Origin of the sequence: Pseudomonas rustica (assembly GCF_018336155.1) — a bacterium.
Classification (GTDB): Bacteria; Pseudomonadota; Gammaproteobacteria; order Pseudomonadales; family Pseudomonadaceae; genus Aquipseudomonas; species Aquipseudomonas rustica.
This window is the reverse complement of sequence record NZ_JAGYHF010000012.1, coordinates 21,744-46,551: the sequence shown is the minus strand read 5'-3', so window position 1 is coordinate 46,551 and position 24,808 is coordinate 21,744. Positions and strand designations below refer to the sequence as shown.

At 60.6% G+C, this 24,808-nt stretch carries 25 protein-coding genes; 6 read left to right on the top strand and 19 right to left on the bottom strand.

Annotated elements, in window-relative coordinates; genetic code table 11:
• Positions 1-95: 95 nt before the first annotated feature.
• Genes pcaF through paaF form a run of 5 tightly spaced genes read right to left on the bottom strand, consistent with a single transcriptional unit; the run spans position 96 to position 4,848 of the window.
• Positions 96-1,307, bottom strand: coding sequence for a 3-oxoadipyl-CoA thiolase (gene pcaF / locus KFS80_RS21810; protein WP_212545873.1), 1,212 nt, complete (start codon positions 1,305-1,307; stop codon positions 96-98).
• Entirely contained in the window at positions 1,300-1,749 is a 450-nt protein-coding gene (gene paaI, locus KFS80_RS21805) for a hydroxyphenylacetyl-CoA thioesterase PaaI (RefSeq protein ID WP_212545872.1), read from the bottom strand. Before paaI ends, pcaF begins: the two co-directional genes overlap by 8 nt.
• Entirely contained in the window at positions 1,736-3,250 is a 1,515-nt protein-coding gene (paaH, locus tag KFS80_RS21800; RefSeq protein ID WP_212545871.1) for a 3-hydroxyacyl-CoA dehydrogenase PaaH, read from the bottom strand. The genes paaI and paaH overlap by 14 nt, the downstream gene beginning before the upstream one ends.
• Positions 3,251-3,252: 2 nt before the next feature.
• A complete protein-coding gene (paaG, locus tag KFS80_RS21795; protein ID WP_212545870.1) occupies positions 3,253-4,044 on the bottom strand; it encodes a 2-(1,2-epoxy-1,2-dihydrophenyl)acetyl-CoA isomerase PaaG in 792 nt (263 codons plus the stop codon).
• A 33-nt stretch (positions 4,045-4,077) separates the two neighbouring features.
• Positions 4,078-4,848 (bottom strand): 2,3-dehydroadipyl-CoA hydratase PaaF, encoded by a 771-nt coding sequence (paaF, locus tag KFS80_RS21790; protein ID WP_159815303.1) that lies wholly within the window; start codon positions 4,846-4,848, stop codon positions 4,078-4,080.
• A 370-nt stretch (positions 4,849-5,218) separates the two neighbouring features.
• Between paaF and paaY the strand changes: the two genes are divergently transcribed.
• The 3 genes from paaY (at position 5,219) to feaR (ending at position 7,925) form a co-directional block, all read left to right on the top strand.
• Positions 5,219-5,818, top strand: coding sequence for a phenylacetic acid degradation protein PaaY (paaY, locus tag KFS80_RS21785; protein ID WP_212545869.1), 600 nt, complete (start codon positions 5,219-5,221; stop codon positions 5,816-5,818).
• A gap of 184 nt (positions 5,819-6,002) precedes the next feature.
• A complete protein-coding gene (paaX, locus tag KFS80_RS21780) occupies positions 6,003-6,926 on the top strand; it encodes a phenylacetic acid degradation operon negative regulatory protein PaaX (RefSeq protein ID WP_212545868.1) in 924 nt (307 codons plus the stop codon).
• Positions 6,927-7,010: 84 nt separating this feature from the next.
• Positions 7,011-7,925 (top strand): transcriptional regulator FeaR, encoded by a 915-nt coding sequence (gene feaR, locus KFS80_RS21775; protein ID WP_212545867.1) that lies wholly within the window; start codon positions 7,011-7,013, stop codon positions 7,923-7,925.
• Positions 7,926-7,928: 3 nt separating this feature from the next.
• Here the strand turns inward: feaR and KFS80_RS21770 are convergent, their stop codons facing one another.
• The 5 genes from KFS80_RS21770 to KFS80_RS21750 form a co-directional block, all read right to left on the bottom strand.
• The gene (locus KFS80_RS21770; protein ID WP_212545866.1) at positions 7,929-8,450 is read right to left on the bottom strand and encodes a c-type cytochrome; all 522 of its coding nucleotides are present in this window, start codon (positions 8,448-8,450) and stop codon (positions 7,929-7,931) included.
• Between the two features lie 135 nt (positions 8,451-8,585).
• Positions 8,586-9,107, bottom strand: coding sequence for a methylamine dehydrogenase light chain (locus KFS80_RS21765; RefSeq protein ID WP_008079640.1), 522 nt, complete (start codon positions 9,105-9,107; stop codon positions 8,586-8,588).
• A 14-nt stretch (positions 9,108-9,121) separates the two neighbouring features.
• Positions 9,122-9,748: a methylamine dehydrogenase accessory protein MauD gene (gene mauD, locus KFS80_RS21760; protein ID WP_008079641.1), complete on the bottom strand. Its 627-nt coding sequence runs from the start codon at positions 9,746-9,748 to the stop codon at positions 9,122-9,124.
• Positions 9,749-9,751: 3 nt separating this feature from the next.
• Positions 9,752-10,291 (bottom strand): MauE/DoxX family redox-associated membrane protein, encoded by a 540-nt coding sequence (locus KFS80_RS21755; RefSeq protein ID WP_212545865.1) that lies wholly within the window; start codon positions 10,289-10,291, stop codon positions 9,752-9,754.
• 12 nt (positions 10,292-10,303) lie between these two features.
• Positions 10,304-11,452 carry an amine dehydrogenase large subunit gene (locus KFS80_RS21750; RefSeq protein ID WP_212545864.1) on the bottom strand — a complete coding sequence of 383 codons (1,149 nt, stop codon included), beginning with the start codon at positions 11,450-11,452 and terminating at the stop codon, positions 10,304-10,306.
• A gap of 345 nt (positions 11,453-11,797) precedes the next feature.
• Here KFS80_RS21750 and KFS80_RS21745 point away from each other — a divergent pair, with 345 nt between their 5' ends.
• Positions 11,798-12,190, top strand: coding sequence for a c-type cytochrome (locus tag KFS80_RS21745; protein ID WP_053119459.1), 393 nt, complete (start codon positions 11,798-11,800; stop codon positions 12,188-12,190).
• Positions 12,187-13,677: an aldehyde dehydrogenase family protein gene (locus KFS80_RS21740; protein ID WP_212545863.1), complete on the top strand. Its 1,491-nt coding sequence runs from the start codon at positions 12,187-12,189 to the stop codon at positions 13,675-13,677. The genes KFS80_RS21745 and KFS80_RS21740 overlap by 4 nt, the downstream gene beginning before the upstream one ends.
• Before the next feature lie 139 nt (positions 13,678-13,816).
• Here KFS80_RS21740 and KFS80_RS21735 read toward each other — a convergent pair whose 3' ends face one another.
• From KFS80_RS21735 to KFS80_RS21705, 7 genes are all read right to left on the bottom strand, one after another.
• Positions 13,817-14,014, bottom strand: coding sequence for a helix-turn-helix transcriptional regulator (locus KFS80_RS21735; protein WP_212545862.1), 198 nt, complete (start codon positions 14,012-14,014; stop codon positions 13,817-13,819).
• The gene (locus KFS80_RS21730) at positions 14,011-14,385 is read right to left on the bottom strand and encodes a hypothetical protein (protein WP_212545861.1); all 375 of its coding nucleotides are present in this window, start codon (positions 14,383-14,385) and stop codon (positions 14,011-14,013) included. Before KFS80_RS21730 ends, KFS80_RS21735 begins: the two co-directional genes overlap by 4 nt.
• A gap of 139 nt (positions 14,386-14,524) precedes the next feature.
• Complete coding sequence (locus KFS80_RS21725) at positions 14,525-15,004, bottom strand: copper chaperone PCu(A)C (RefSeq protein WP_159814508.1); 480 nt, start codon at positions 15,002-15,004, stop codon at positions 14,525-14,527.
• Positions 15,004-15,609: an SCO family protein gene (locus tag KFS80_RS21720; RefSeq protein WP_053119469.1), complete on the bottom strand. Its 606-nt coding sequence runs from the start codon at positions 15,607-15,609 to the stop codon at positions 15,004-15,006. The genes KFS80_RS21725 and KFS80_RS21720 overlap by 1 nt, the downstream gene beginning before the upstream one ends.
• A 212-nt stretch (positions 15,610-15,821) precedes the next feature.
• Positions 15,822-18,260, bottom strand: a complete 2,439-nt coding sequence (locus tag KFS80_RS21715; protein WP_212545860.1) for a TonB-dependent siderophore receptor — start codon at positions 18,258-18,260, stop codon at positions 15,822-15,824.
• 100 nt (positions 18,261-18,360) lie between these two features.
• Positions 18,361-19,329 (bottom strand): FecR domain-containing protein, encoded by a 969-nt coding sequence (locus KFS80_RS21710; protein WP_212545859.1) that lies wholly within the window; start codon positions 19,327-19,329, stop codon positions 18,361-18,363.
• Entirely contained in the window at positions 19,326-19,832 is a 507-nt protein-coding gene (locus KFS80_RS21705) for a sigma-70 family RNA polymerase sigma factor (RefSeq protein WP_212545858.1), read from the bottom strand. The genes KFS80_RS21710 and KFS80_RS21705 overlap by 4 nt, the downstream gene beginning before the upstream one ends.
• A 283-nt stretch (positions 19,833-20,115) precedes the next feature.
• Between KFS80_RS21705 and ycaC the strand changes: the two genes are divergently transcribed.
• Positions 20,116-20,748 carry an isochorismate family cysteine hydrolase YcaC gene (gene ycaC / locus KFS80_RS21700; RefSeq protein ID WP_053119500.1) on the top strand — a complete coding sequence of 211 codons (633 nt, stop codon included), beginning with the start codon at positions 20,116-20,118 and terminating at the stop codon, positions 20,746-20,748.
• 183 nt (positions 20,749-20,931) lie between these two features.
• Here ycaC and KFS80_RS21695 read toward each other — a convergent pair whose 3' ends face one another.
• Both KFS80_RS21695 and KFS80_RS21690 read right to left on the bottom strand, forming a co-directional pair.
• Positions 20,932-23,442 (bottom strand): PAS domain-containing protein, encoded by a 2,511-nt coding sequence (locus tag KFS80_RS21695; RefSeq protein WP_420851065.1) that lies wholly within the window; start codon positions 23,440-23,442, stop codon positions 20,932-20,934.
• A 205-nt stretch (positions 23,443-23,647) separates the two neighbouring features.
• Positions 23,648-24,769: an alkene reductase gene (locus KFS80_RS21690; protein WP_212545857.1), complete on the bottom strand. Its 1,122-nt coding sequence runs from the start codon at positions 24,767-24,769 to the stop codon at positions 23,648-23,650.
• Between the last annotated feature and the right edge of the window lie 39 nt (positions 24,770-24,808).

The window sequence follows — 24,808 nt, the reverse complement described above, 5'->3', positions numbered from 1 at the left end:
TCACTCGAATTATTTTTGTGTTTCCGCCCCGGTGGCGCGGGGCTCTGAGTGCATGCCCCAAGGATACCTGTCGGCACCTCGGGAATCGCGGTTCTTTAGTCGGATAAACGCTCGATCACCAGCGCGATGCCTTGACCGACACCGATGCACATGGTGCACAGCGCATAGCGGCCCTGACGCTCTTCCAATTCCTGCAGCGCGGTGGTGACCAGTCGCGCGCCGCTCATCCCCAGCGGGTGGCCGAGGGCAATGGCGCCTCCGTTCGGGTTGACGCGTGGGTCGTCATCGCCCAGACCGAGTTCACGCAGCACCGCCAGGCCTTGCGCGGCGAACGCTTCGTTGAGTTCGATGACGTCCATGTCGGCGAGGCTGAGGTTGGACAGTTCCAGCACCTTGCGCGTCGCCGGCACCGGGCCGATGCCCATGATCCGTGGCTCGACGCCGGCAGTGGCCATCGCCACGACCCGGCCGCGAGCCTTCAAACCGTAACGCTGTGCGGTTTGCGCATTGGCCAGCAGCAAGGCGCAGGCGCCGTCATTCACGCCCGAAGCATTGCCGGCGGTGATGCTGCCGCCCTCGCGGAAGGGTGTGCCGAGTTTCTGCAGTTGCTCCAGCGTGGTGTCGGCGCGCGGGTGTTCGTCGTGCTCGACGACTTTGGCCGGGCCTTTGCGCTGGGGGATTTCCACGGCAACGATTTCTTTCGCCAAGCGTCCGCTGGCCTGCGCGGCCGAGGCGCGTTGCTGGCTGCGCAGGGCGAAGGCGTCCTGGTCGGCGCGGGAAATGTTGAACTGTGCGGCGACGTTTTCTGCGGTCTCCGGCATCGAATCAATGCCGAAGATTTTCTTCATCAGCGGATTGACGAAACGCCAGCCGATGGTGGTGTCGTACATCTCCGCCGAACGGGAAAACGCCGTCTCGGCCTTGCCCATCACCAGCGGCGCACGCGACATCGATTCGACGCCGCCGACCAGCATCAGCCCGGCCTCACCGCTGCGAATCGCCCGTGCGGCAGTGCCGATCGCATCCAGCCCTGAACCGCACAAACGGTTGAGCGTAGTGCCTGGCACGCTGACCGGCAGCCCGGCCAACAGCGCCGACATGCGCGCAACGTTGCGGTTGTCTTCGCCGGCCTGATTGGCGCAGCCGTAGATCACGTCGTCGACCTGGCTCCAGTCGACTTGCGGGTGGCGGCGCAGCAGTTCACGCAGCGGCACGGCGCCGAGGTCGTCGGCGCGCACGCTGCTCAAGCTGCCAGCGTAGCGACCAATCGGGGTGCGCACGGCGTCGATGATCAGAGCGTCATTCATGGGGAGTCTCCGGCGTCAGCACGGTGCCGCGCACTTTGTAGGATTTGCCGTGGAACAGGGCGATCAACTGGCCCTGCTGGTTTTCAATGCGCACGTCGTAATTGCCGGTGCGGCCCGAGCGTGATTGCTCGGTGCAGCGTGCGGTGAGCGTGTCGCCCAACTGCGCGGGCGCGATGTAATCGATGCTGTAACCGATCGCCACGGTGGCGTCGTTGTAACTATTGCAGGCGAAGGCGAACGCCGAGTCGGCGAGGGCGAAGAGGAAACCGCCGTGGCAGGTGCCGTGGCCTTGGATCATGTCGGCGCGCACGCCCATGCCCAAGGTGCAGCTGCCGGGCGCGGCGCTGATCAGGCGGATGCCCAAACCTTGGGTGGCGGCATCGCGGTCGAACATGGTTTGTGCGCAACGGCTGGCGAGGCTCATGGCTTCAAGGCTGGTCATGGAATGTGCTCCCTTCGGCGACTTTGCGGCGTAACAGCAGCGATGGCCGATAGCGCTCTTCGCCGTAACTGGCTTGCAGGTGATCGAGGACTTGGGTGATTGGCGCCAGGCCGATGCGCTCGGCCCAGGCCAATGGGCCTTGCGGGTAATTCACTCCAGCGCGCATGGCCAGATCAATGTCTGCTGCCGAGGCAACGTCGTGCAGCACGGTGTCGGCGGCTACGTTGGCGAGCATGGCGACGGTGCGCAGCACGGCGAGGCCCGGTGTGTCGCTGAGCAGACTGACCTGCAGGCCGGCGCTTTGCAGCAGGGCGATGCCTTGTTCGCGGGCGTCAGTGCTGATATCCGCCGAGCAACTGATGGCGATGCGTTTGGCGCTGGCGTAATCGAAAGCCAGGTCGATCAGGATCAGATTGCGTAGGCCATCTTCTTTGGCGCGTTGGCTGGCCATGCGCCCGTCGCTCAGGGCCAATACCGCGTCGCCGACCCTTAACAGGCCTTTGCCATCGCGCGTGATCACGCTGGTTTTCAGGCGTGGCAGCAAATCGTTAAGGACGCCGAGATCGCCTTCGACCACGCAGCTATCGACGCTCGCATCGCTGCTGATTTGTTGCGGCTGCGGACGTTGCGCGCCTTCGCTGTAATCGTAAAAACCACGACCGCTTTTGCGGCCGAAGCGTCCGGCGTCGACCAGTTCTTTCTGGATCAGCGACGGCTGAAAACGAGTGTCGCCGTAATAGGCGTCGAACACCGAACAGGTCACCGCGTAATTCACATCGTGGCCGATCAGATCAGTGAGTTCGAAGGCGCCCATAGCGAAGCCGCCAGCCTCACGCATCAGCGCGTCGAGCGTCGCGCAATCGGCTGCGCCTTCTTGTAGCAGGCGCAGGCTTTCGGCGTAGAACGGCCGGGCCACGCGATTGACGATGAAACCCGGCGTCGAACGGGTGTGCACCGGTTGCTTGCCCCAGGCTCTGGCGGTGTCGAACAAGGTCTGAGCGAGGGCGGGATCGCTGGCCAATCCGGAGACAATTTCCACCAATGGCATCACCGGCGCCGGGTTGAAGAAGTGCAGCCCGAGCAGACGTTCCGGGCGTTGCAGGCCTGCAGCAATGCTGGTGATCGACAGTGAAGAAGTGTTGCTGGCAAGAATGCAGTCGTCGCCGCAAAGACCTTCCAACTGTTTGAACAACCCGCGTTTGACTTCAAGGTTTTCGACAATCGCTTCGATGATCAACGTGCAGTCGGCCAGCGTTTCGATGGCTTCTACCGCGTGCAGGCGAGCGACGATGGCGCCGCGCTCATCCGCCGCGAGTTTGCCTTTCTCCACGCGTTTGCCGAGCTGGCGGTCGATGCCGTCGATGGCTTGCGCGGCGGCGCCGGGACGATTATCCAGCAGCAACACCGGATGTCCGGCTTGCGCCGCGACTTGCGCAATGCCGGCGCCCATGGCGCCGGCACCGATCACGGCGATTTTTGCGTTGCGGTCGAGTGCGCTCATGTTCAGCGACCTTTGAACGCTGGGGTGCGTTTGTCCATGAAGGCGCTGACGCCTTCGCGGTAATCCTCGCTGCGCCCGGCCAGCCGTTGCAGGTCGCGCTCCAGCTCAAGCTGTTCATCGAAGGTGTTGCTGAGGCTGGCGTTGAGGCTGCGTTTGATCAGCGCCAGACCATAAGTCGGTTGTGTGGCCAAGTGGCGGGCGAGGGTCAGCGCTTCGTCGCGCAATTGCGCGTCATCGACGCAGCGATAGATCAGCCCCCATTGCTCGGCCTGTTCGGCGCTCAAACGGTTGCCGAGCAAGGCCAGGGCTTTGGCGCGGGCCATGCCGACCAGTCGCGGCAACGTCCAGGTGCCGCCGGAATCCGGGATCAGGCCGATTTTGCAGAACGCTTGAATGAAGCTCGCCGAACGCGCCGCCAGCACCAGATCGCAGGCCAGCGGAATGTTCGCCCCGGCCCCGGCTGCAACGCCGTTGACCGCACAAATCACCGGCATCGGCAGATCGCGCAACTGGCGGATCAGCGGGTTGTAGAAGGTTTCGATCGACACGCCGAGATCAGGCGCTTCAGTGCCTGGCGCGACGTTGCGGTCGCTGAGGTCTTGCCCGGCGCAGAAACCACGACCTTCACCGGTCAGCAGCAGCACGCGCACTTCCGGGTTCTGCCGCACCTGCTTCAGCGCTTCCTTGACCTCCAGGTGCATGGAGGTGTTGAAGCTGTTCAGTTGCTCGGGCCGGTTGAGGCTGAGCAGGGCGACGCCGGCCTCAATGGAAAACAGGATGTGTTCGAAGTTCATGGGCAAGGCTCTCCGGGAGATCGTTCGATTCGATTACTGGCCGCGAAACTGCGGCGCACGCTTGTCTTGAAAGGCGCGGATGCCTTCGTCGCGGTCGGCGGTGCCGGCCAGCAAGGTGAAGGCGTGGCGCTCGAAGCGCAGGCCGCTGGCCAGGTCGGTGTCCATCGCCTTGAGCAGCGCTTCCTTGGCCAGACGCACGGCCAATGGCGCTTTCGCGGCGATGGCGTGGGCGATCTGCAGGGCGCGTTCGACGGTGAATTCCGGCTGGGTGATTTCGCTGACCAGGCCGGCGCGGAGCGCATGGCGGGCGTCGATGGCTTCGCCGGTGAGCACCATTTGCATCGCCAGGGATTTACCCACGGCACGCAGCAATCGCTGGGTGCCACCGGCGCCGGGCATGATCCCGAGGTTGATTTCCGGCTGACCGAAACGCGCGTCTTCACCGGCAATCAGGATGTCGGCGTGCATCGCCAATTCGCAGCCGCCGCCGAGGGCGAAGCCGTTGACGGCGGCGATCAGCGGCTTGCTGAAGCGGGTGATGGTTTGCCACGAGGCTTGGCGCGGGTCATTGAGGATGCCGACCAGATCGCGCTCGGCCATTTCCTTGATGTCGGCGCCGGCAGCGAAGGCTTTGCGGCTGCCGGTCAGCACCACGGCGCGGGTCTCGGGGTCGGCTTCGGCGGCGCTCAGTGCAGCGGCGAGTTCGCCGAGCAGTTCGGTGTTGAGGGCATTCAAGGCCTGCGGACGTTGCAGGGTGATCAGGCGCACAGCTTGCAGCTGTTCAACGGCCAGGGTTTGAGGCATGGCAAAGGCCCTCACGGAGCACGCTCGGCTAATGCCGGCTTGTTGTTGGTTCGACGTCAGGCGTCGGTTTTGCCGGAGTATAGGCTTAACGTGATACGTAAATGCAAGATTGAAATGTGATTAATGTGTCTCAAATGGAAGGTTGTGGAATTTGCTACAGCTCGTTGGTTCTTGGTTGGAGTTGAGTAACTAATTGAAAACAAACGAATGTTGTTTGGTTTTGTGAGGCCGAGATTGCCGATGAACGGTGTTCGACAAAAGCGATACGCTTTTCTCTCTTCACTGCATCGGAATGATGTGATACAAATCAAGCCTGTTTACGCATCGCTTTGCGTATCTCACCGCACAACGTCCACCAAAGGAGCCTGCGATGACCTGTTACAGCCTTGATGGACTGACCCCGGTGGTTGACCCTTCGGCTTATGTGCATCCGTCAGCGGTATTGATCGGCGACGTGATCATCGGCCCGCATTGTTATGTTGGGCCGCTGGCCAGTTTGCGCGGCGACTTCGGCCGCATCGTGCTGGAAGAGGGCGCTAACTTGCAGGACACCTGCGTGATGCACGGCTTTCCCGACAGCGACACGGTGGTCGAGCGCAACGGCCATATTGGCCACGGCGCGGTGCTGCACGGTTGCCGGATCGGCGCTGATGCGCTGGTCGGGATGAATGCGGTAGTGATGGACAACGCACGAATTGGCGCACGCTCGTTTGTCTCGGCGGCGGCGTTCGTCAAAGCGGGTTTTGAATGCCCGGAACAGTCATTGGTGATGGGCGCACCGGCGAGTATCAAGCGCGTATTGAGTGATCAGGAAGTGGCGTGGAAACAGGCCGGTACTCGCGAGTATCAGGCGCTGGCCCAGCGCTGCCTGACGCAGATGCAGGTGTGCGAACCGCTGAGCGAACCTGAAGCGGATCGCCCACGGATCAGTGACAGCGGCTTGCGCCCAAAAGCATCTCAATCCCAGTGAGATCAGGTCTTTGTGTGGTTGCAGGACTTTGTGGTGAGGGGATTTATCCCCGACGGGCTGCGAAGCGGCCCCAAAAGCCGGGACTGCTGCGCAGTCCATCGGGGATAAATCCCCTCGCCACAGGGTTCACTCATAAAGGTTTTGATTCGGTATATTCCTTCCTTTTTCATTGTCCGGTACGCCCATGTCATCGCTGACACCTTTGAACCACCTCATCACCCGTTTCCAGGAGCAGACGCCGATCCGCGCCAGTTCCTTGATCATCACGCTGTACGGGGATGCCATCGAGCCCCACGGCGGCACGGTGTGGCTGGGCAGTCTGATCCAGTTGCTCGAACCGATCGGCATCAACGAACGGCTGATCCGTACTTCGATTTTTCGCCTGACCAAAGAAGGCTGGCTGACCGCCGAAAAAGTCGGCCGCCGCAGCTACTACAGCCTCACCGGCACCGGGCGCCGGCGCTTCGATAAGGCCTTCAAGCGCGTGTACAGCTCAACCGTGCCGGCGTGGGATGGTTCGTGGTGCCTGGCGATGCTCACGCAATTGGGCCAGGACAAGCGCAAGCAAGTGCGCGAAGAACTCGAGTGGCAAGGTTTTGGTGCGATTTCTCCAGCCGTGCTGGCGTGCCCGCGCAGTGATCGCGCCGACGTCAACGCGACCCTGCAAGACCTCGGCGCGCTAGAGGACACCATCGTTTTCGAAACCACCGCGCAAGACGTGCTGGCCTCCAAAGCCCTGCGTGCACAGGTGCGCGAGAGCTGGAACATCGAGGAACTGGCGGCGCATTACAGCGAGTTCATCCAATTGTTCCGACCGCTCTGGCAAGCACTGCGCGAGCAGGAAAACCTGCTGCCGGCCGACTGCTTCATGGCACGTCTTCTGCTTATTCATGAATACCGCAAACTGCTGCTGCGCGACCCGCAACTGCCTGACGAATTGCTCCCCGGCGATTGGGAAGGCCGTGCCGCCCGCCAGCTTTGCCGCAACATTTACCGATTGATCTACGCCAAGGCCGAAGAGTGGCTGAACACTGCGCTGGAAACCGCGGACGGGCCGTTGCCGGATGTCGGCGAGAGTTTCTATCGACGTTTTGGCGGCTTGAAATAAGCGCCACAACGAGGGAGCCGCACTGTTCAGGAAGAACGCTTGGATTGACGTAGATAATAAAAACAAGCCTGCGTGAGGCCAGACATGATTTCTTCAACTGCACAACGCCGTGACGGCTTCGATCAATGGATCCACCAGATCAACCAGATCTGTGGCGCCTTCAACGCGCAAACCCTCGGCACCGATTTCTCCGGGCGCATTCGCGAGTACCAAAGCGGTGCGCTCAAACTGAGTTTTGTCGACGCCTGCCAGGCGCGGCTGTATCGCACGCCGACGGAAATCGCTGCCGGCGAGGGCGGTAAATATTTTGCCGTGTTCCAGCTCGAAGGCTCGGCGGGCATGGCTCAGGGCGACAACAAAGCGCTGCTCTCGGCGGGCGACATCACCCTGATCGACGCCTCGCGCCCGAGCGATTTCACTTACCACGAAAACTCGCGGCAGTTGTCGCTGATCCTGCCGACGCACCTGGTCGAGAAGACCCTGCGCTTCAATCAGGTCAAGTGCGGCCACCGCATTCCGGCGAGTTCGCCGATGGCCATGCTCTCGCACCATTTGATTCTCGACGCGACGCGGCAGAAGAACCTCAGCCTCAGCGAAAGCGAAGCGACGCTGGAGGCGATTGTCAGCCTGCTGCGCCCGGCGATCAGCCACAGCGAAGATTGCAGCGATCTGCATGAACGGATCTTTCAGAAGACCCTGGCGTGCATCGACGAGCACATTCGCTGCGAGGAACTCTGTCCGGAGTGGCTGGCGCGGGAAGTCGGCATGTCGGTGCGCGGGCTGTACCGGATCTTTGCAAAAAAGGGTTTGGTGGTGGCGCGCTACATCAAGAATCGGCGGCTGGATTTGTGTGCCGAATCGCTGCGTCAATCCGGGGCTGAGCAGAAGCTCTCGGTGCTCGGTTATTCCTGGGGCTTTTCCGATTCGAGCCATTTTTCCACGGCATTCAAATCACGTTTCGGCATTGCGCCGGGTGAGTACCGCAGGCAGCACGCCTGAGGCTCAGTAGTGCATGCCGTCATCAATCGCGATGCCTTGCGCGCGCATGGCTTTGATCAGCTCCGCGCGGGTGCCGGGCAGGTTGAGCATGGTTTCGTGGCGCAACTGCGCAATCTCGTCAGCGCTGTACGGCTGATAGTGCGCAGGCGTGCTTTTACCGGCCATGCCATCCTCGCGAATCAGCCAGTTGAGCAGGTCGGCCAGTTGCGCGTTGTTCAGCGCTGATTGCGACATGCCCGGCACGCGCACCAGAAACTCCCGGCCACCGGGCACCTTCAGAAAGTTACCGACGAAACCGGTCAGACGCGGCGTGTCGTTGGCGGCTGAGCCTGTGCCGTCGGGCAAATGGCAACCTGCGCATTGCAATTGGTAGTTCACGCCGACGCTGTAACCCGCCTGAGCGATGGGCGTTTGCGGCGATTCGTTACCCGGCGCATGCCGCTGATTGGGCTTGGGAATGGCCCGGGCGTAAACCGCAGGCGCGGCCAACACCAAAGCTAGACCCATCACGAACAAATGACGCATAACAACATCCTCAAAAATTACACAAAACCCCGTAGGAGCTGCCGAAGGCTGCGATCTTTTGATCTTGATCTTGAAAAACAAAGTCAAAAGATCGCAGCCTGCGGCAGCTCCTACAGGGGGTTTTTGGTGATCAGGTCAGACGGCGACGCCGCGAATAATCGAAACCGTGCAGTGGTAGATGTGCGATTTCGCCGCCAGGCACCAGTTCACGTCGTTGTTGTTGAACGGTCGATACGCCGGTTCTTCGCTGTCGTTGCGCGTACAGGCGCACTGCGCGCAGCTCTGCTTACCGCAGCAATCGTTGTACGAAATGATGTAATCCTTGCCGTCCGCCGGGTTGCGGCAGGTGCCGATCCACGTCACTTGCGAGGCTTCGGTGCCGGGTGGGCACGAGGTCACCGAACCGCCGCAGCAACTGCACAGAAAGCCGTCGATCGAGCAGTAGCGCCAGTAGTCGCAGCTGTTCGGATCACCGGGATCGCCGGCCTTGGGATTGTCCGCCGCCAGCGCCTTGCTGGTGCGATCCAGTGGCAACAACAGCGGCAGTGCGGCGCCGGCGACCATCAGCGAGCCCATGCGCGCCAGCAATTTGCGTCGCGATGTGGTGTCGGCCACGCGGCGGGTCGAGCGCTCAAAGAGCAGATCCAGCAGTTTCATAAATGTCTCCCTGCTCAGTGGCTGTGGCTATGGCCGTGACTGTGGTCATGCGGCTGCGGCTGGCTGTTGAGGTATTCCTGCAGCGTGGCGCTGTGCAGGTGTTCGACCTCGAACAGGCTGTCGAGATGCTCACGGGAATTGACCAGACCTTTGGCACGCAAGGTGCCGGATTTGTCGATCAGCGCGGCGTACGGCAGCTTGCCGATCTGGTAGGTCATGCCGACTTCCGGGCCGACCACGTAGGTCATGTCATCGAGTTTGTGTTCGCGGATCAGCGCTTGTTGGGCATCCATGTCGCCGTCGCTGATAAACACCACGTCGAGGCGATCAGCTTGTTGCTTGGCGATGGATTTGATCGCCGGCAGCAGCGATTTGCAGATCGGGCAGGTCGGCGAGAGGAAGAACAGCAACTGGTTCTTTTCCCCGGCATAACCAAAATTGACCGGACGACCATGACGATCAGCAGCGGTCACTTGCGGCGCCGCTTCGTTGACCGCCACACCCTTATCGACCATCAGCGCACCGGCCGGAGCAATGCGCCCGTGCAGCACGCCGATCTGCCGCACCAGGCCCATCACCGCGAACGCCAGCGCAATCAGCAGCACCCACAACAGCACGTTGGAAATCATCAGACCTTGCATAAATCACCTACCAATCAATTTGAGCAGAAGAGGGGAGTTGGCCAGCAAGCCGTCGGCGGCCGCGTAGATCAGCAGCGCAACAGCACTGGCGGCGACGGTGACAAAACCGTCGAACAAACCAAGGTCGCGAACGATCGGTGTGGTGCTCGCCAGTAACGCCAAAGCCACTAACACCGCGTTGCGCGTCAGCAGAATCGGGCGCAGTGGCTGTGCTTGATCCGGCCCGGCACAGCCGCAGTCGATGTCGCGGCGACCGCGCCACAGGTTGATGCCGATGGCGGAGGCGTACAGCGCGATCAACGCAGCTGCGCAGACCGCTGCAATGGCGCGGCTGAACGGCACCAGCAGGGCAAAAGCGATGAGCAACTCCAGCAGCGGAATCACTCGGCCAATCGGCCGCACCAACGCTTCAGGCAGCAACTGATAGTCCGCCAGTTGCCGGGCAAACCGGCCCGGTGCGCGCAGCTTGTGCGTCGCCGCGCTGGCCAGCAGCACGGCGACGGCCAGCGCACTGGCGATGATGAAAATCGGGTCAAGGGTCATGACTGAACCTCCTCAGTAGCTCATGACTTGCGCCGCGGTTTTCGCGACTTTCGGCATGCTCGATTGAAGCTTGTTGGTGCTCAGATCGAAGACCTGCAAACCGCCCTCGACGTCAGCGCCGAGCAGCAACGGTTTGTCGTCGCCGGTGGCTTGCAGGCTCCAGACCGGTGTTGGTGCTTCGAGGGTCGCAACCTTCTTGCCGGTCTTGATATCGAAGGCCCAGATCAGCGTGCTCGGGTCTTCCCACTTCATCGCGTCGTGGGCGTCGTGCATCAACACGTACAAACGATCGAGCTTCGGTGCGACCGCCATCAACTGCCAGCCGCCGGGGGCCCAACCGGTTTTCTTTTCGGCGTCGTTGACCAGCGACCACGACGGCAGAATCTTCGGCGCGTCGCCGGCGAAATCGACCGGGCGCACAGTGCCGGTGGTGGTGACGAAGTAGTAGGTGTCGCCGACGTTGACCGCGCGCTCGTTGAGCTTCTCGGCGTTCGGGTCGAAGAACGGCGTGCGGCTGCGCGCGGTTTCCTGGCCCTGATCATTGAGGGTGACCACTTGCAGGCTGCCGTCGCCGCACAACGAGGCGAAGCGGCGGTTGCCGACCGGGTAATTGAGCACGCAACCGGGGATGGCGATTTCGCTGCTGACCGCGTGGGACTGGGTGTCGACCACGGTCACCGAAGTCGATGGGGTGAAGTTGTAGACGTACACGAAGCGGTCATCGCCACTCGGTTTCAGGCCGTAGCGCTGGGTCAGGGATTCGGCGCGTTTGCTTGGAATCACCACTTCCCACGAGGGCGACAGCGTCGAGGTGTCCCACGCGGTGAGCACGTCGGTGCGGGTGCCGCGAGTGCCGCGTGAGTAGAACAGGTCGGCGCTGTACAGGGTTTTGCGGTCGTGGCTCAGGGCCGATGGCGCGGCAAAACCGGTCGGCACCATGCCGAGGATTTTCTTCTTGTCGGGATCGACCACGGTGACGCGGCCCATCACGAAACTTTCGAATTCGACGTCGACCACGTAAGCGCGGTGCGCTTCGGGCGGGAACGCCAGCGTGGTCTGGCCGATGGTGTCGGGTGGCAGATCGGCATGGGCGCTGTTCAAGCCGAGCATCAGCAGGCTCAAGCCCAGCGCTGACGGTACGGTGATCCGGTTGGTTCGCATTGAAGGGGGACTCCCTGACTGGTGCCCTGAAAAGTGGGTGCCAGTGGATTCTGCCTCTGCGGCGAAACCGGGGAATTGCTGTGTCTGCCAAGTGCTTGTGTGTCTGTGCCAGTCGCAATTGGCAGCCTTGCCAACACGACTGGCAGGCAGGGCAAAACCTGCTTTGGCGGCAGGCCAGACAATCCCCATCAGCTCCCGTCGCCACCAATCCCTGTAGGAGCTGAGCTTGCTCGCGAAAGCGGTGGGTCAGGCAACCCCTGTTCTGAATGTGCTGACGTCTTCGCGAGCAAGCTCGGCTCCTACAGGGATTGGTGTGTATTCACTGATTTTTTGGATGTGTCTTCTATGTCCCTGCTCAAATTCGCCTGTGCTTCGTTGTTTTCTCTGACGCTCGCCCAAGCCGCCGTCGCCGCCGATTGTGCGGCGGATTCATCCCACGGCGCACAAATTTTCAACACCGAATGCGGCGTCTGCCACGCGGTTAAAAAAGACGTCACCGGCATGATGGGCCCCAACCTTAACGGCGTGATCGGGCGCAAATCCGGCTCACTGGCAGGCTTCAGCTATTCCCAGGCGATGCGCAGCAAAGACGTCACCTGGCAGGCCGAGACCATCGCCGAACTGATCACCCAACCCCAGGCCTACGTGCCCGGCACCTACATGCCCTACATGGGCCTGGCCTCGAAAGATGATCGTGAGGCCGTGGTGTGTTTCCTCAAATCCAAGGAGGCTTTATGAGCAACGTTGCAATGCTGCCGCAAGTCGCGGCGTTCATTGATCGTCGACATGGCTGCTTTATCGATGGCCAGTGGCAATTCGCTGAAGGGCCGACGATTGCCGTGGTCGATCCGGCCACCGGCCAGACCTTGTGCGAAACCCTCGATGCGCCGGCCGAATTGGTCGAGCGCGCGGTGCAGTCTTCGCATGCCGCGTTCAAGTCTGGCGTGTGGTCGGGCCTGCGCCCGGCCGATCGCGAGCGCATCCTGCTGAATTTCACCCGCCTGGTCGAGGAACACGGCGAAGAGCTGGCGCAACTGGAAACCCTCAGCCAGGGCAAGTCGATCAATATGGCCCGCGCGCTGGACGTCAACGCCACGGTGGAATTCATGCGCTACATGTCGGGCTGGGCAACCAAGATCGAAGGGCAGACCTTCGACGTGTCGATTCCGCTGCCGCCGGGAACAAAATTCACCACGTTCACCAAACGCGAACCGGTGGGTGTGGTGGTCGGCATCGTGCCGTGGAATTTTCCATTGATGATCGCCGCGTGGAAGTTGATGCCGGCGCTGGCCACCGGTTGCACGGTGGTGATCAAACCGGCGATGGAAACTCCGCTGACGGCCATGCGTCTGGCTGAACTGGCGTTAGAGGCGGGCATTCCGGCAGGCGTGTTCAACGTGGTCACGGGCGGCGGGGCTTCGGTCGGCGGCGCGCTGACGGCGCATCCACTGGTGAGCAAGGTGTCGTTCACCGGTTCGACGGCGGTGGGCAAAACCGTTGGTGTCGCGTGTATGGCCAACATGACCCGTTTTGCGCTGGAACTGGGCGGCAAGAATCCGATGATTCTGCTGGCAGATGCCGATGTTGAAAAAGCCATTCAAGGCGCGATTCTCGGTGGTTTGCTGAACAACGGTCAGGTGTGCGCGGCGGCGTCGCGCTTCTATGTGCATCGTTCGATTCACGACCAGTTTGTCGAAGGTCTCGCGGCAGTGGTTTCGGCCATGCCGATTGGCGCGGGGATGAACTGCGAGGCAGCGATCAATCCGCTGGTGTCACGCAAGCAGCAACAGAGCGTGCTCAAGCACATCGAACTGGCCAAGCGTGAAGGCGCTCGAGTGGTGTGTGGCGGTGAGCTGCTGGAGGGCGAGGGTTTCTACGTGCAGCCGACGGTGTTGGCGGATGTCGATCACAGCATGGCCGTGGCCCGTGAAGAAGTGTTCGGCCCGGTGTTGGCGGTGATTGCGTTTGATGATGAAGACGCGATGATCGAGTTGGCCAATGACAATCCGTATGGTTTGGCCGCGAGTTTGTGGACGAACGATTTAAGCAAGGCAATGAACCTGGTGCCGCGTATTGAAGCGGGCACAGTGTGGGTGAATGCGCATGTGCTGCTGGATCCGGCAATGCCGTTTGGCGGGGTCAAGCAATCGGGGATGGGGCGAGAGTTTGGCAGGACGGTGATTGAGGCCTACACCGAACTAAAATCCGTGTGCATCGCCCATTGAGCCCCCGTCGCACCTTTTACATTTGAAATGCATTCCCCCTGTGGGAGCGGGCTTGCTCGCGAAGGCGGTGTATCAGTTAAACAAATGTCGACTGACACGACGCCTTCGCGAGCAAGCCCGCTCCCACAGGGGGCCGGTGTTAATTCTCTTTGTCGTCGAAGATGTCTTCAATGGGCATTTCGAATGCGCGGGCAATCTGGAATGCCAGTGGCAAACTCGGGTCGTAGCGTTCGTTTTCGATCGCATTGATGGTCTGCCGCGATACGTTCAAGCGTTCTGCCAGATCAACCTGCGACCACTTGCGCTCGGCGCGCAGTGCCTTCAGACGGTTTTTCATTGGTAGCGGCGTCGCGCAATCTGCAGCCCAACAATCCACATCAGACCCATCACCGGCCACACGCATGTCCACGGAATGTGCGGCGCGCCGACGTTTTCCAGAAACCCGTAACTGAAGGTCAGCAGTGCCGAGGCGGCGAAGGCAAAACCGAGGGCTTCGAACTGGATGCGCAGATGCATTTCATCCATGCGCCGCATGTTGCGCATGATCGCCCAGCACATTAGACCTGCCGGAATAATCGGGGTCAGGGCCACCACGGATCGCAGAAAAATGTTGGCGTCCAGCAGGGATTGGCTGGCGATCAGGGAAAGGCTCAACACCAGCACGTAGAGAACCGATGCGGCGCCCATTTCGAGGTAGTAGCGGTTCATTCTTCACTTCCTATGTAAAAGACCCTTTACATCCTCGCCGAAGAATTTGCCGATGTAAAGCACGCTTTCCATTGGCTCAAAAAAACGGGGCGGCATGATCGTTGATCAGGCCGCCCCGCAGGTGTTTCAGTCAGTCAGATCAGTGCATTTTGCTGTGATCGTGACCTTCCATGTTGGTCAGCGAGCGAACCGGCGCTTTGACCTCGAGGGTTTCTTTCTCGCCCTTGGCGTTCTCGACGGTCAGGGTCAGCGGCACGGTTTCGCCTTCTTTCAACTGCGCGCTCAGGCCCATCAGCATCACGTGGTAGCCGTTCGGATCGAGCTTTACGGCTTTGCCCGCCGGCAGCTCGACGAACTTCACCGGGCCCATGCTCATGACGTCATTCTTCATGGTCATTTCGTGGATCTGCACGTCTTTGGCGATCGGTGTGGCAACGCTGAGCAGCTTGCTGTCGCTGTCGGCCGTGACGGTCATGAATGCGCCGCTGGCGGTCTGGGTCGGCACGGTGGCGCGAACCCAGGCGTCGTCGACTTTGGTCTGCGCGGAGGCCTGAAACGCCAGGCCCATCAGCGACAGGGCAATCGCAGCACGTTTGATGTTGTTCAGAACAGGGTGCATCAGCAAACCTCCATAACGGTAAGCAAGTCTTCCGTGCATTCTTCTGCCGAAAGCGAGGTGGACAGGCCCAGGCGCAGGCCGCCACGGGAGTCGTAGACGTAACTGGTCGACGTGTGCGAGATGGTGTAGGTGTCGCCGGCCGGGACTTTCTCGTAGAACACGTCGAATTCCTTGGCGGTGGCCTTGGTTTCTTCAACGGTGCCGTACAGCGCGACGAAGCTCGGGTCGAAGGCTTTCATGTAGGCGTCGAGGATTTCTGGCGTGTCACGTTCGGGGTCGAGGGTGATGAAAATCACCTGCAAACGATCGCCGTCCTTGCCCATCAGTTTCTTGATTTTCGCCGCGCGGGCGAGGGTGGTGGGGCAGACAGCCGGGCATTGAGTGAAGCCGAAGAAGATCATCGGCATCATGCCGCGAAAGCTCGACAGCGACATGGTTTCGCCGTCGGTGTTCTTCAGCTTGAAAGTGCGTCCCAGGATCTTGTCGCTCAGATCTTTGCCGTACTTGTACGACAGTTCGCCGCGGGTGTCGCAGCCGGCGAGCAGGCCGAGCCCGAGTACGCCCATTCCCGCAAGCACCTTGCGGCGAGTCAACAAAGCCGTCATCTAATACCGCCTTTTGCAGCCCGCCCGTCGACAGGACGGGCGGTGGTTAACCGTAAAAGCGGCGCATGATACCAAACTGACGGCAACGACCGGCTCCGGATCGCCGTACGGCGTAGGATCTGGCGACAAAAGGTGTAAGAAAAAGTGACGACACAAGCTGCCAAGACGCTTGTGTGGCGAGGGAGCAAGCTCTCTCGCCACAGGTGTTGGCATCAAAACTCAGGCGTGTACTTCACGCTGAACATCACGTTGCGCGGGTCGCCGAAGTTGTTGTTGCCGTTGAGCTGGTTATACGCGGAGGTGTAGTAGCGTTTGTCGAACAGGTTGTTGGCGTTCACTGCCAAGCCGATTTCCTTGCTCAACTGGTAGCCGAGGCGTGCGCTCCACACGGTGTAACCCGCCACGTCGTAGGTGTGTTCGTAACCCAGCGTATGGCTTTGCGTGGTGAAACCGAGGCCGGTGCTGACGCGTTCCCAGTCGCCGCTGAACTGGTAATCGCCCCACACGCGCAGCATGTGTTTCGGTGTCCAGGTGCTGAAGACTTTGCCTTCGTTGTCCGGGTCATCGAGGTACTTGGTGGTGTTGTAGGTGTAGCCGGCGAACAGTTGCAGGTTGGTCAGCACTTCGCCGCTGATCTCGGCTTCGATGCCCTGGCTGCGGACTTTGCCGGCGGCGTTGGAGCAATACCAACCGTCGCAGATCATGCCCGACGCGAGGTCGTTGACGGCACGGTTTTCCTGGTCGTAGCGGAATACCGCCAGCGAGGTGTTGACCCGGCCGTCCATCAATTCGCCCTTGAGGCCGACTTCGTAGTTGCTGCCGACCACTGGTTTCAGCGTTGAACCGCTGGCGTCGCGATTGGTTTGCGGTTCGAACACGTCGGTATAGCTGGCGTAGACCGCCCATTCGCGGCTCAGGTCATAGACGATGCCGGCGTACGGGGTGACTTCGCCGGTTTCGTTCGCGGTGCTTTCCGGTTGTTGGATTGCCGCACCGAAGGCTCTCTGTGTCGCGTACTTGTAGCTGTAGTCGTACCAACTGACGCGCGAGCCGAGCACCAGGGTCAGCGAGTCGATCGGTTTGACGCGCCAGCTGCCATACAAACCCTTCTGGCGAACGTCGTACTTGCTCGGTGTGGCTTGGCCGCCCGGTGTATTGAGGATGCCTTCGTAGCTGATGTCCGGGCGGTTGTGATCGATGTCGAAGATCGTGTCGGTGGTGTTGTTGTTAAAGGTTCGGGCGAATTTATCGTCGGAGGTGTATTTGGAATAGTTGCCGCCGAGCATCACTTCGTGGGCCATGGACAAGGCGTCGAAGTGGCCGGTGACGTTCATGTCGAGACCGAGTTTGGTCGCGTCGAAATCGGTGGCGAAATCGGCGTACTGAATGCCGCTGCCATCGGGATTGATCCCGTCGCCGCTGGTTTGCAGACGTTGACTTTTGCCCTTGTTGGTTTCGTCCATGCGCACCGCGCCGACCTTGAACGCCCAATCGTCGTTGAAGCTGTGCTCGAGATCGGCGTACAGCGTGGTGACGTCGATGTCCAGATGGTTCCAACGCGCGCCGCCGTAGGTCGAGCGCGGCACATTCAGCGGCTTGCCGTCGGAGTAGCGGGGCAGGCCACGGATCATCGGGCGTGACTCGCCATCGGAGTTGCTGATCGCCAGACCGAGTGTGGTGTCGTCACGCAGGTCGAAGTCCAGTGCGCCGTACAGCGAGTGGGTTTTGCTCCATTCGTAATCGACGAACGATTGGCTCTGGTCTTCGTCGGCAACGAAGCGACCGCGCACGCTGCCCGTCGAATTCAACGGGCCACCGGCGTCCAGTTGCAGGCCGTAGTGATCCCACGAACCGGCCTTGCCAGTGATTGTCACGGTGGGCGAGGTTTGCCCGCGCTTGCGCACCAGATTGATCGCGCCACCCGGGCTGCCGGTGCCTTGCAGCAGGCCGGAAGCACCACGGAGGATTTCCACGCGGTCGAAGAAAATCAGATCCTGCGTCGCCCAGTTGCCCAAAGCGTAAGTGTTACGCGGGATCGGCACGCCGTCGTACTGCCAGTCATCGATCTGAAAGCCGCGCGAGGTAATGATCATGCCTTTACCCACGCCCTGAACGCCGACCAGACCGGTGGTTTTGTTGACCGCGTCTTTCAGATCAACCAGATCCTGATCATCCAGCTGCTTGCGCGTCATCACGGTGATCGACTGCGGAATTTCCTTGAGCGTGTGCGTGCCTTTGCCGATGGTCACAGCGCGCGCGGCGTAGGAGCCCGAACCTTCGGTGGTAGTAGCGTCGAGGCTGCGTTCAACGATGTTGGTGGCGTCCAGTTGCAGCGAGGCGCTGTTGTCGCTGGCCGGCTCGACACTGAAGTTGCCTTGCCCCGTGACGCGCAGCTGCAAACCGCTGCCGGCGAGTGCCTTTTGCAGCGCTTGCTCGGCCGGCATCTGCCCGATCACCGCCGGCGCGCGCTTGCCCTGCACCAGCGCGGGTTCCAGCGAAATGATCTGCCCGCTCTGGCCGGCAATCGCATTTAGCGTACTGGCGAGTGGGCCGGCCGGCAGGTTGAACGATAAGTCTTGCGCCAGCGCTGAGGTGCTCAGTGTCGCCAGAGCAACGGCTGCAGAAAGGTTACGGGGCCACGTGTTGAACACAACAATCTCCTGTTTTTGTTAAAGCGTCAGGAGATAGGTCGGATGAGAAATGAAAACCGGACACAAACAAGAATGATTTCCATAAAATATTTTTTCGCATTCATCTTTTGCTGATCATGGTCAGCCACGGGCTGTAGCGGTTGATGCGGATTGGCAGGGTTTCGGCCAAGGCGTCCAGGGTTCGATCGGGGGCGTCGAGCGGGAACACGCCTTGCACGCGCAAGCCGCGCACTTCGGGGGCGACGCGCAGGAATCCGCGATGATAAGGGCGCAGTGCGTCGATCACTTGTTCGAGGGATTCATCGAGCACGTTCAAGCGGCCGTTCAACCATTCGGCGCGACCGCGTTCATCGTCGCTGGCCAAGGTGATGTTGCGCGTGGAGAGCAGCGCTGCCTGACCTTCCTTGACCACTCGCGTGGTGCCATCGAACAACCGCGCTTCGACCGAATGCTGCAACACCACCAGGCGGCTGGCGTCCGCTTCCTGAGCGACGAGGAAGCGAGTGCCCAACGCGCGCATTTCGCCCTCGGCGGTGCGTACGATCAGTGGGCGATTCGCATCCGGCGCGACATCGATCACCAGCTCGCCCCGGCGCAGGATGACCAGGCGCTGGCGGTCATTGAAACGCAGATCCACCGCGCTCTCGGCGTTCAGGCTCAAGCGGCTGCCATCGGCCAGATTGAAGTTCTGCCGATGACCGCGAGCGGTGTGCAAATCGGCCAGCAGCGACTCGCCGAGCTGAGTTTTGCTGCCCAGCAACAGACCGCCGCCAAGCAGGCCGAGACCGGCGATTACGCGCAAGGCGTCGCGCCGCGAAGCCTGTGGCTTCAACAAGACCTGACGAGCTTCGCCGGCCTGACCGGGTAACCGTTGATCCAGCGTGCGAAACGGTTTGAACGTATCGCCGAGGCGTTCCTGCAATGTGTCCCAAGCCTGACGGTGCGCGCGATCCATCAACAACCAGGCGTTGAAACGCTCCTGCAGTCTGGCGTCGGGTGTGCCGGCGCGCAGCTTGACCATCCAGTCGATGGCCTGCTCGGTGACCGGGTCGATGCGCCGCTTGCTCATGGCGCCACCTCGCACAGATAGCACTGCAGCAACGCCTGTTTCATGTAGCGACTGACCGTGCGCTCCGACAACCCGAGTTTCTGCGCAATCGCCACATAGCTGAGGCCATCGAGTTGACTGTAAAGGAATGTTGTTTTGACGATCAGCGGCAAGCCATCAATGGCGCGGTCAATCGCGACCAGCGCTTCGATCAGTTGCAGTTGTTCTTCAGGGGAGGGCGCCAGTGCTTCGGGCAGCGTCGACAAACGCTCAAGGTAGGCCAACTCCAGCTTGCGCCGGCGATGACGATCAAACACCAGACGACGGGCAATGGTCGACAGGTAAGCGCGCGGCTGTTCGATACTGTCCGGATCAACGCGCGCCACCAGCAATTGGCAAAACGTATCGGCAACGGTGTCCTCGGCGTCCGCATGGTTGTGCACCTGGCGATTGATATGTTGCAGCAGCCAACGGTGATGATCGCTGAAGAAAAATCCCAGCTTGCTGGACGGAGGAGAGTGCACTGGTGGGCTTTTCCAGATGTTAGTGAGAATCTCTCTCAATATTACCTGTGTGGCCAGAGACTGCGCAATGCTGGAGAACTGTAGGAGCAAGGCTTGCCCGCGAAAGCGGTGTCAATCTGTACCGGCCTCTTCGCGGGCAAGCCTTGCTCCTACAAATATCTATTGTCCCATTTGAGTTGACGGTGAAACACTTTTCAGCCGATTTATCCTTTTTCAATGCGTCAGTAATCTGTACCCAACTTGAACGCAACAACAAATCCAACATTGAAAAAGGACGCACACCATGACCACTCCAACCTACAACCGCTTGAACAAAGACGACGCTATCGTGCTGCTGGTTGATCACCAGACCGGTTTGATTTCGCTGGTGCAGGACTTCTCGCCGAACGAGTTCAAGAACAACGTGCTGGCACTCGCTGACCTGGCGAAGTTCTTCAACCTGCCGACCATCCTCACCACCAGTTTCGAACAAGGCCCGAACGGCCCGTTGGTACCGGAGTTGAAAGAGATGTTCCCGGATGCGCCGTACATTGCTCGCCCAGGTCAGATCAACGCTTGGGATAACGAAGACTTTGTTAAGGCGATCAAGGCGACGGGTCGCAAGCAGATCATCATTGCCGGTGTGGTGACGGATGTGTGTGTGGCGTTCCCTACGTTGTCGGCGCTGGCGGAAGGGTTTGAGGTGTTTGTGGTGACGGATGCGTCCGGTACTTTCAATACCACCGTGCAGCAAGCGGCGTGGAGCCGCATGACGCAGGCCGGTGCGCAGTTGATGAACTGGTTCTCGGTGGCGTGTGAGCTGCACCGCGACTGGCGCAACGATATCGAAGGGTTGGGTAACTTGCTGTCGCAGCGGATTCCTAACTATCGCAACCTGATGAATGGCTACTCGGCGCTGACGGCTCAGAAAAAATAAACTGACCTGCTAAACCAAAGCCTGCCCTGAAAAGCAGGCTTTGTCGCACCGACGATTAACTTGTGGCGAGGGGATTTATCCCCGTTGGACTGCGCAGCAGGCCCGTGCTTTTTCAGTTAAGAAGCGGGGGCCGCTGCGCAGCCCAACGGGGATAAATCCCCTCGCCACAGTTACGGCATCATCCTATTCACCGGTGGTGGCCATCAGGCCACTGACGCGAGAAACCAGTGTTTCGATAGCAAACGGCTTGGTCAGCACCTGCATCCCCGGGCCGAGTTGGCCGTTGCCGATCACTGAATGTTCTGCATAACCGGTAATGAACAAGGTCTTCAACTGCGGGCGGATCTCCCGGCCGGCGTCGGCCATTTGCCGGCCGTTCATGCCGCCCGGCAAGCCGACGTCGGTAACCAGCAAATCGATCCGCGCATTGGAGCGCAGTGCCGCCAGCCCTTCAACGCTGTCGGCGGCGACGAGCACGTCATAACCGAGGTCGCACAGCACATCCGCCAGCAGCAGGCGCACCGTGGGTTCGTCGTCGACAATCAAAATCGTCTCGCCCACAGCGGTCACCGCAATCGATGTGCTTTGCGTGTCGTCGTGATTTTGCGGCGCCTGGCCGTGATAGCGGGGCAGGTAGATCGACATCGTGGTGCCTTGGCCCACTTGCGAATGGGCGCGCACCTGGCCACCCGATTGCTTGGTGAAACCGTAAATCATCGACAACCCCAGGCCCGTGCCCTGACCCAAAGGCTTGGTGGTGAAAAACGGGTCAAAGGCTTTGGCGATGATTTCGGCGGACATCCCGGTGCCGGTGTCGGCCACACTCAGGCAAAGGTATTGCCCGGCGGGCATCTCCAACGCCTGAGCAGATTCGTCATCCAATGTTCGATTGGCTGTTTGCACGGTGATGCGTCCGCCATCGGGCATCGCATCACGGGCGTTGATGCATAAATTCAACAGTGCATTTTCCAGCTGACTCCCATCGACCAACGCTGGCCAGAGGTCGCTTGCGCCTTCGGTTTTCAGCAGGATGCTCGGGCCGACGGTGCGCTGGATCAATTCAGTCATGCCGACAATCAAGGTATTAACGTCGGTTGGCCGTGGATCGAGTGTTTGCCTTCTGGAGAACGCCAGCAAGCGATGGGTCAGAGCAGCCGCACGTTTGGTGGCGCCCTGCGCCGTGACCATGTACTTGCCGACGTCCTCAAGACGACCTTGGGCGATGCGCCTTTCCATCAGCTCAAGCGCTGCCGAAATGCCCGCCAGCAGGTTATTGAAATCATGCGCCAGCCCACCAGTAAGTTGCCCGACGGCTTCCATTTTTTGCGATTGACGCAACTTCTCTTCGGCCTGCATGAGGTCAGCCGTGCGCGCCGTCACCCGTTGCTCCAAAGTGTCATTCAGCGCACGCAGTGCCGAAATCGCGCGGTCTCGGTCAGCCTCGACATTGCGCCGGTCTTCGACATCAATGAGTACGCCGGGAAAGCGCAACGGGGAACCATCATCGTCACATTCGACGCGTCCGTTAGCCTCAATCCAAGTGTATTTGCCATCCGCACCGCACACCCGATATTGGTGGGAATAGGGGCCGCCACGGGCGATGACTTCGTTGATCGCGCGGGTGAGTCCGTCCCTGTCATCGGGGTGCACGGTTTGCACCACTTGCTCCAGACTCAAACCGTCGCGCCCCAGCGCCGGATCAAGGTTGAACACCCGGGCAAAGGCTTCATCGACGGTGAAACGGTCGGTCGGCAGATGCCAGTGCCAAGTGCCGATAATCGCACCGGCGGCGAGGGCGAGTTGCACACGCTCGACGTTCTCGCGGGCAACGGCCTCGCTGACCCGCAGACGCTCCTCGGCGTCGCGACGCGCGGTCACGTCGCTGAAAAAAATTGCAATCTGTCGATCGGCAGGATCGCCAACGCGCACTGCGCGCACGTCGAACCAGCGCTCAAACGTATTCGCGTAATTCTCGAAATTCGCCGGCTCGCCGGTTTTGGCCACGTGCCCGTAAGTCTCGAACCAGAAGCTCTCCAGATTGGGCGCAAACTCGGTGACCCATTTACCCCGCAAGTTGACCCCGGCCTGCCGTTCGAACGCCGGGTTGGCCTCAACAAAGCAGTAGTCGACGGGACGGTCGTCAGCGTCGAATTTGACTTTGACGATGGCGAACGCCGCTTCAATGGTTTCCAGAATCGTGCGGAAGCGTTCTTCGCTGAGGCGCAAGGCGTTTTCGGCATGGCGTGAGCGCGTCAGGTCGAGCATGGCGCCGATCATGCGTACGGCGCGACCGTCGGCATCGCGCATCAGATACCCGCGATCGACGACCTCGGCGTAGGAGCCGTCTTCGCAGCGAAACCGGTATTCGGCGCTCCAGTCGGTAGACGTGCCATCAATGACGGCGCGGATCGACGCCTCAACGCGCGGCCGATCCTGCGGGTGAATCCGCGCAAAACACCAGTCACTGTTGGTCTCGGTGGCGGTTGCCGTGTAGCCGTAAGCCTGTTGCAGGGCTTCGTTCCAGGTGATCCGGTCAGCGGTCAGATCCCAATCCCAGACCGCATCGCTGGTCGCCTTGACGGCCAACCGATAGCGCTCCCGGGTTTCGGCAACCGCACGGCTCGCCAAATGCAATTGATCAGCCAGATCCTGCGCGGTGTCCTGCTTGGCGGCTCCGACGTTGCCCAACGCCAGACGCAGCCGCGTGACCTCGGCCTCAAGCTCCTCGCGAGTAAGATGTTCCAGGATGTCACCCTTCGTGCGTTATTGGTTTTGGGGTCTGACTGCCATTGCTCGCGCAGACGCATCACTCATTGACACGATTGACCTGCCGCACAGAGGTTAAGTTGCACCGGGAAAGAAGGGCAATCCCCGGTGCGTTGTTTGACGCTGGCCGCCGTCAGCCGTGCACGGGGTAATCGACATACCCTTCGCCATTGCCGCCATACACGGTGGCCGGGTTCAGCGCATTGAGGGGCCAGTCATTGGCGATACGCGCGGGCAGATCCGGGTTGGCCATGAACGGGCGTCCGAAGGCGACAAAATCAGCCAGTCCGGATTCGAGCAAGCGGGCCCCGGATTCAGCGTTATAGCGTCCGGCATAAATGATCGCGCCGCTGAAGGTGTCGCGTACGGCCTGACGAAACGACAATGGCATCGCCGGCGCATCGTCCCAATCGGCTTCGGCGATAGACAGGTAGGCGATGCCGACGTCTTGCAAAACTTTGATCGCTTCGATGTAAGTGGTGTGTGGATCTTCTTCGACCATGCCGAGGTAAGTCCGCGCTTCATCGGTGGTGGTGAACAACGGCGCGAAACGCACACCGACTTTTTCCTTGCCAATGCACTCGGCGACACCCGCCACCACTTCACGCAAAAAGCGCAGGCGATTGTGCAGCGAACCGCCGTACTGATCGTCGCGAAGATTGCTGTGCGCGGAGATGAACTGGTTGACCAGATAACCGTTGGCGCAATGCAGTTCGATGCCGTCAAAACCGGCGTCCATCGCATTGCGCGCGGCTTGAATGTACAGCTGAATCAGTTCCTGAACTTCATCGGTGCTCAATGCACGCGGGGCCGACGGGGCGACCAGTTCACCCACGCCCGGCGCGGTTTCGATGAACACGCTGACACGCTCGGTGGCCAGCGCCGAGGCCGATACCGGCGCTGCGCCATTCGGTTGCAGTGCAGTGTGGGAGACGCGGCCGACATGCCACAGTTGCGCGAAAATCACACCGTCCACGGCGTGCACCGCTTCCGTGACTTTGCGCCATCCAGCGATTTGCTCCGGGGTATGAATGCCGGGTGTCCAGGCGTAACCCTGGCCGCGTGGTTCGATCTGCGTGCCTTCGGTCACCAGCAGACCGGCGCCGGCCCGTTGCTGGTAATACTCGGCCATCAACTCATTGGCAATATTGCCCGGTTGCGTGCTGCGCTGGCGGGTGAGAGGCGGCAGCACGATACGGTTTTTCAGGGTGTGCAGGCCGAGCGTCGCGGGTTGGAAATAAGGGCTGTTGTGCATGGAGGTACCTTGTTCGACTGGTCTTATTAGACCAGTCGA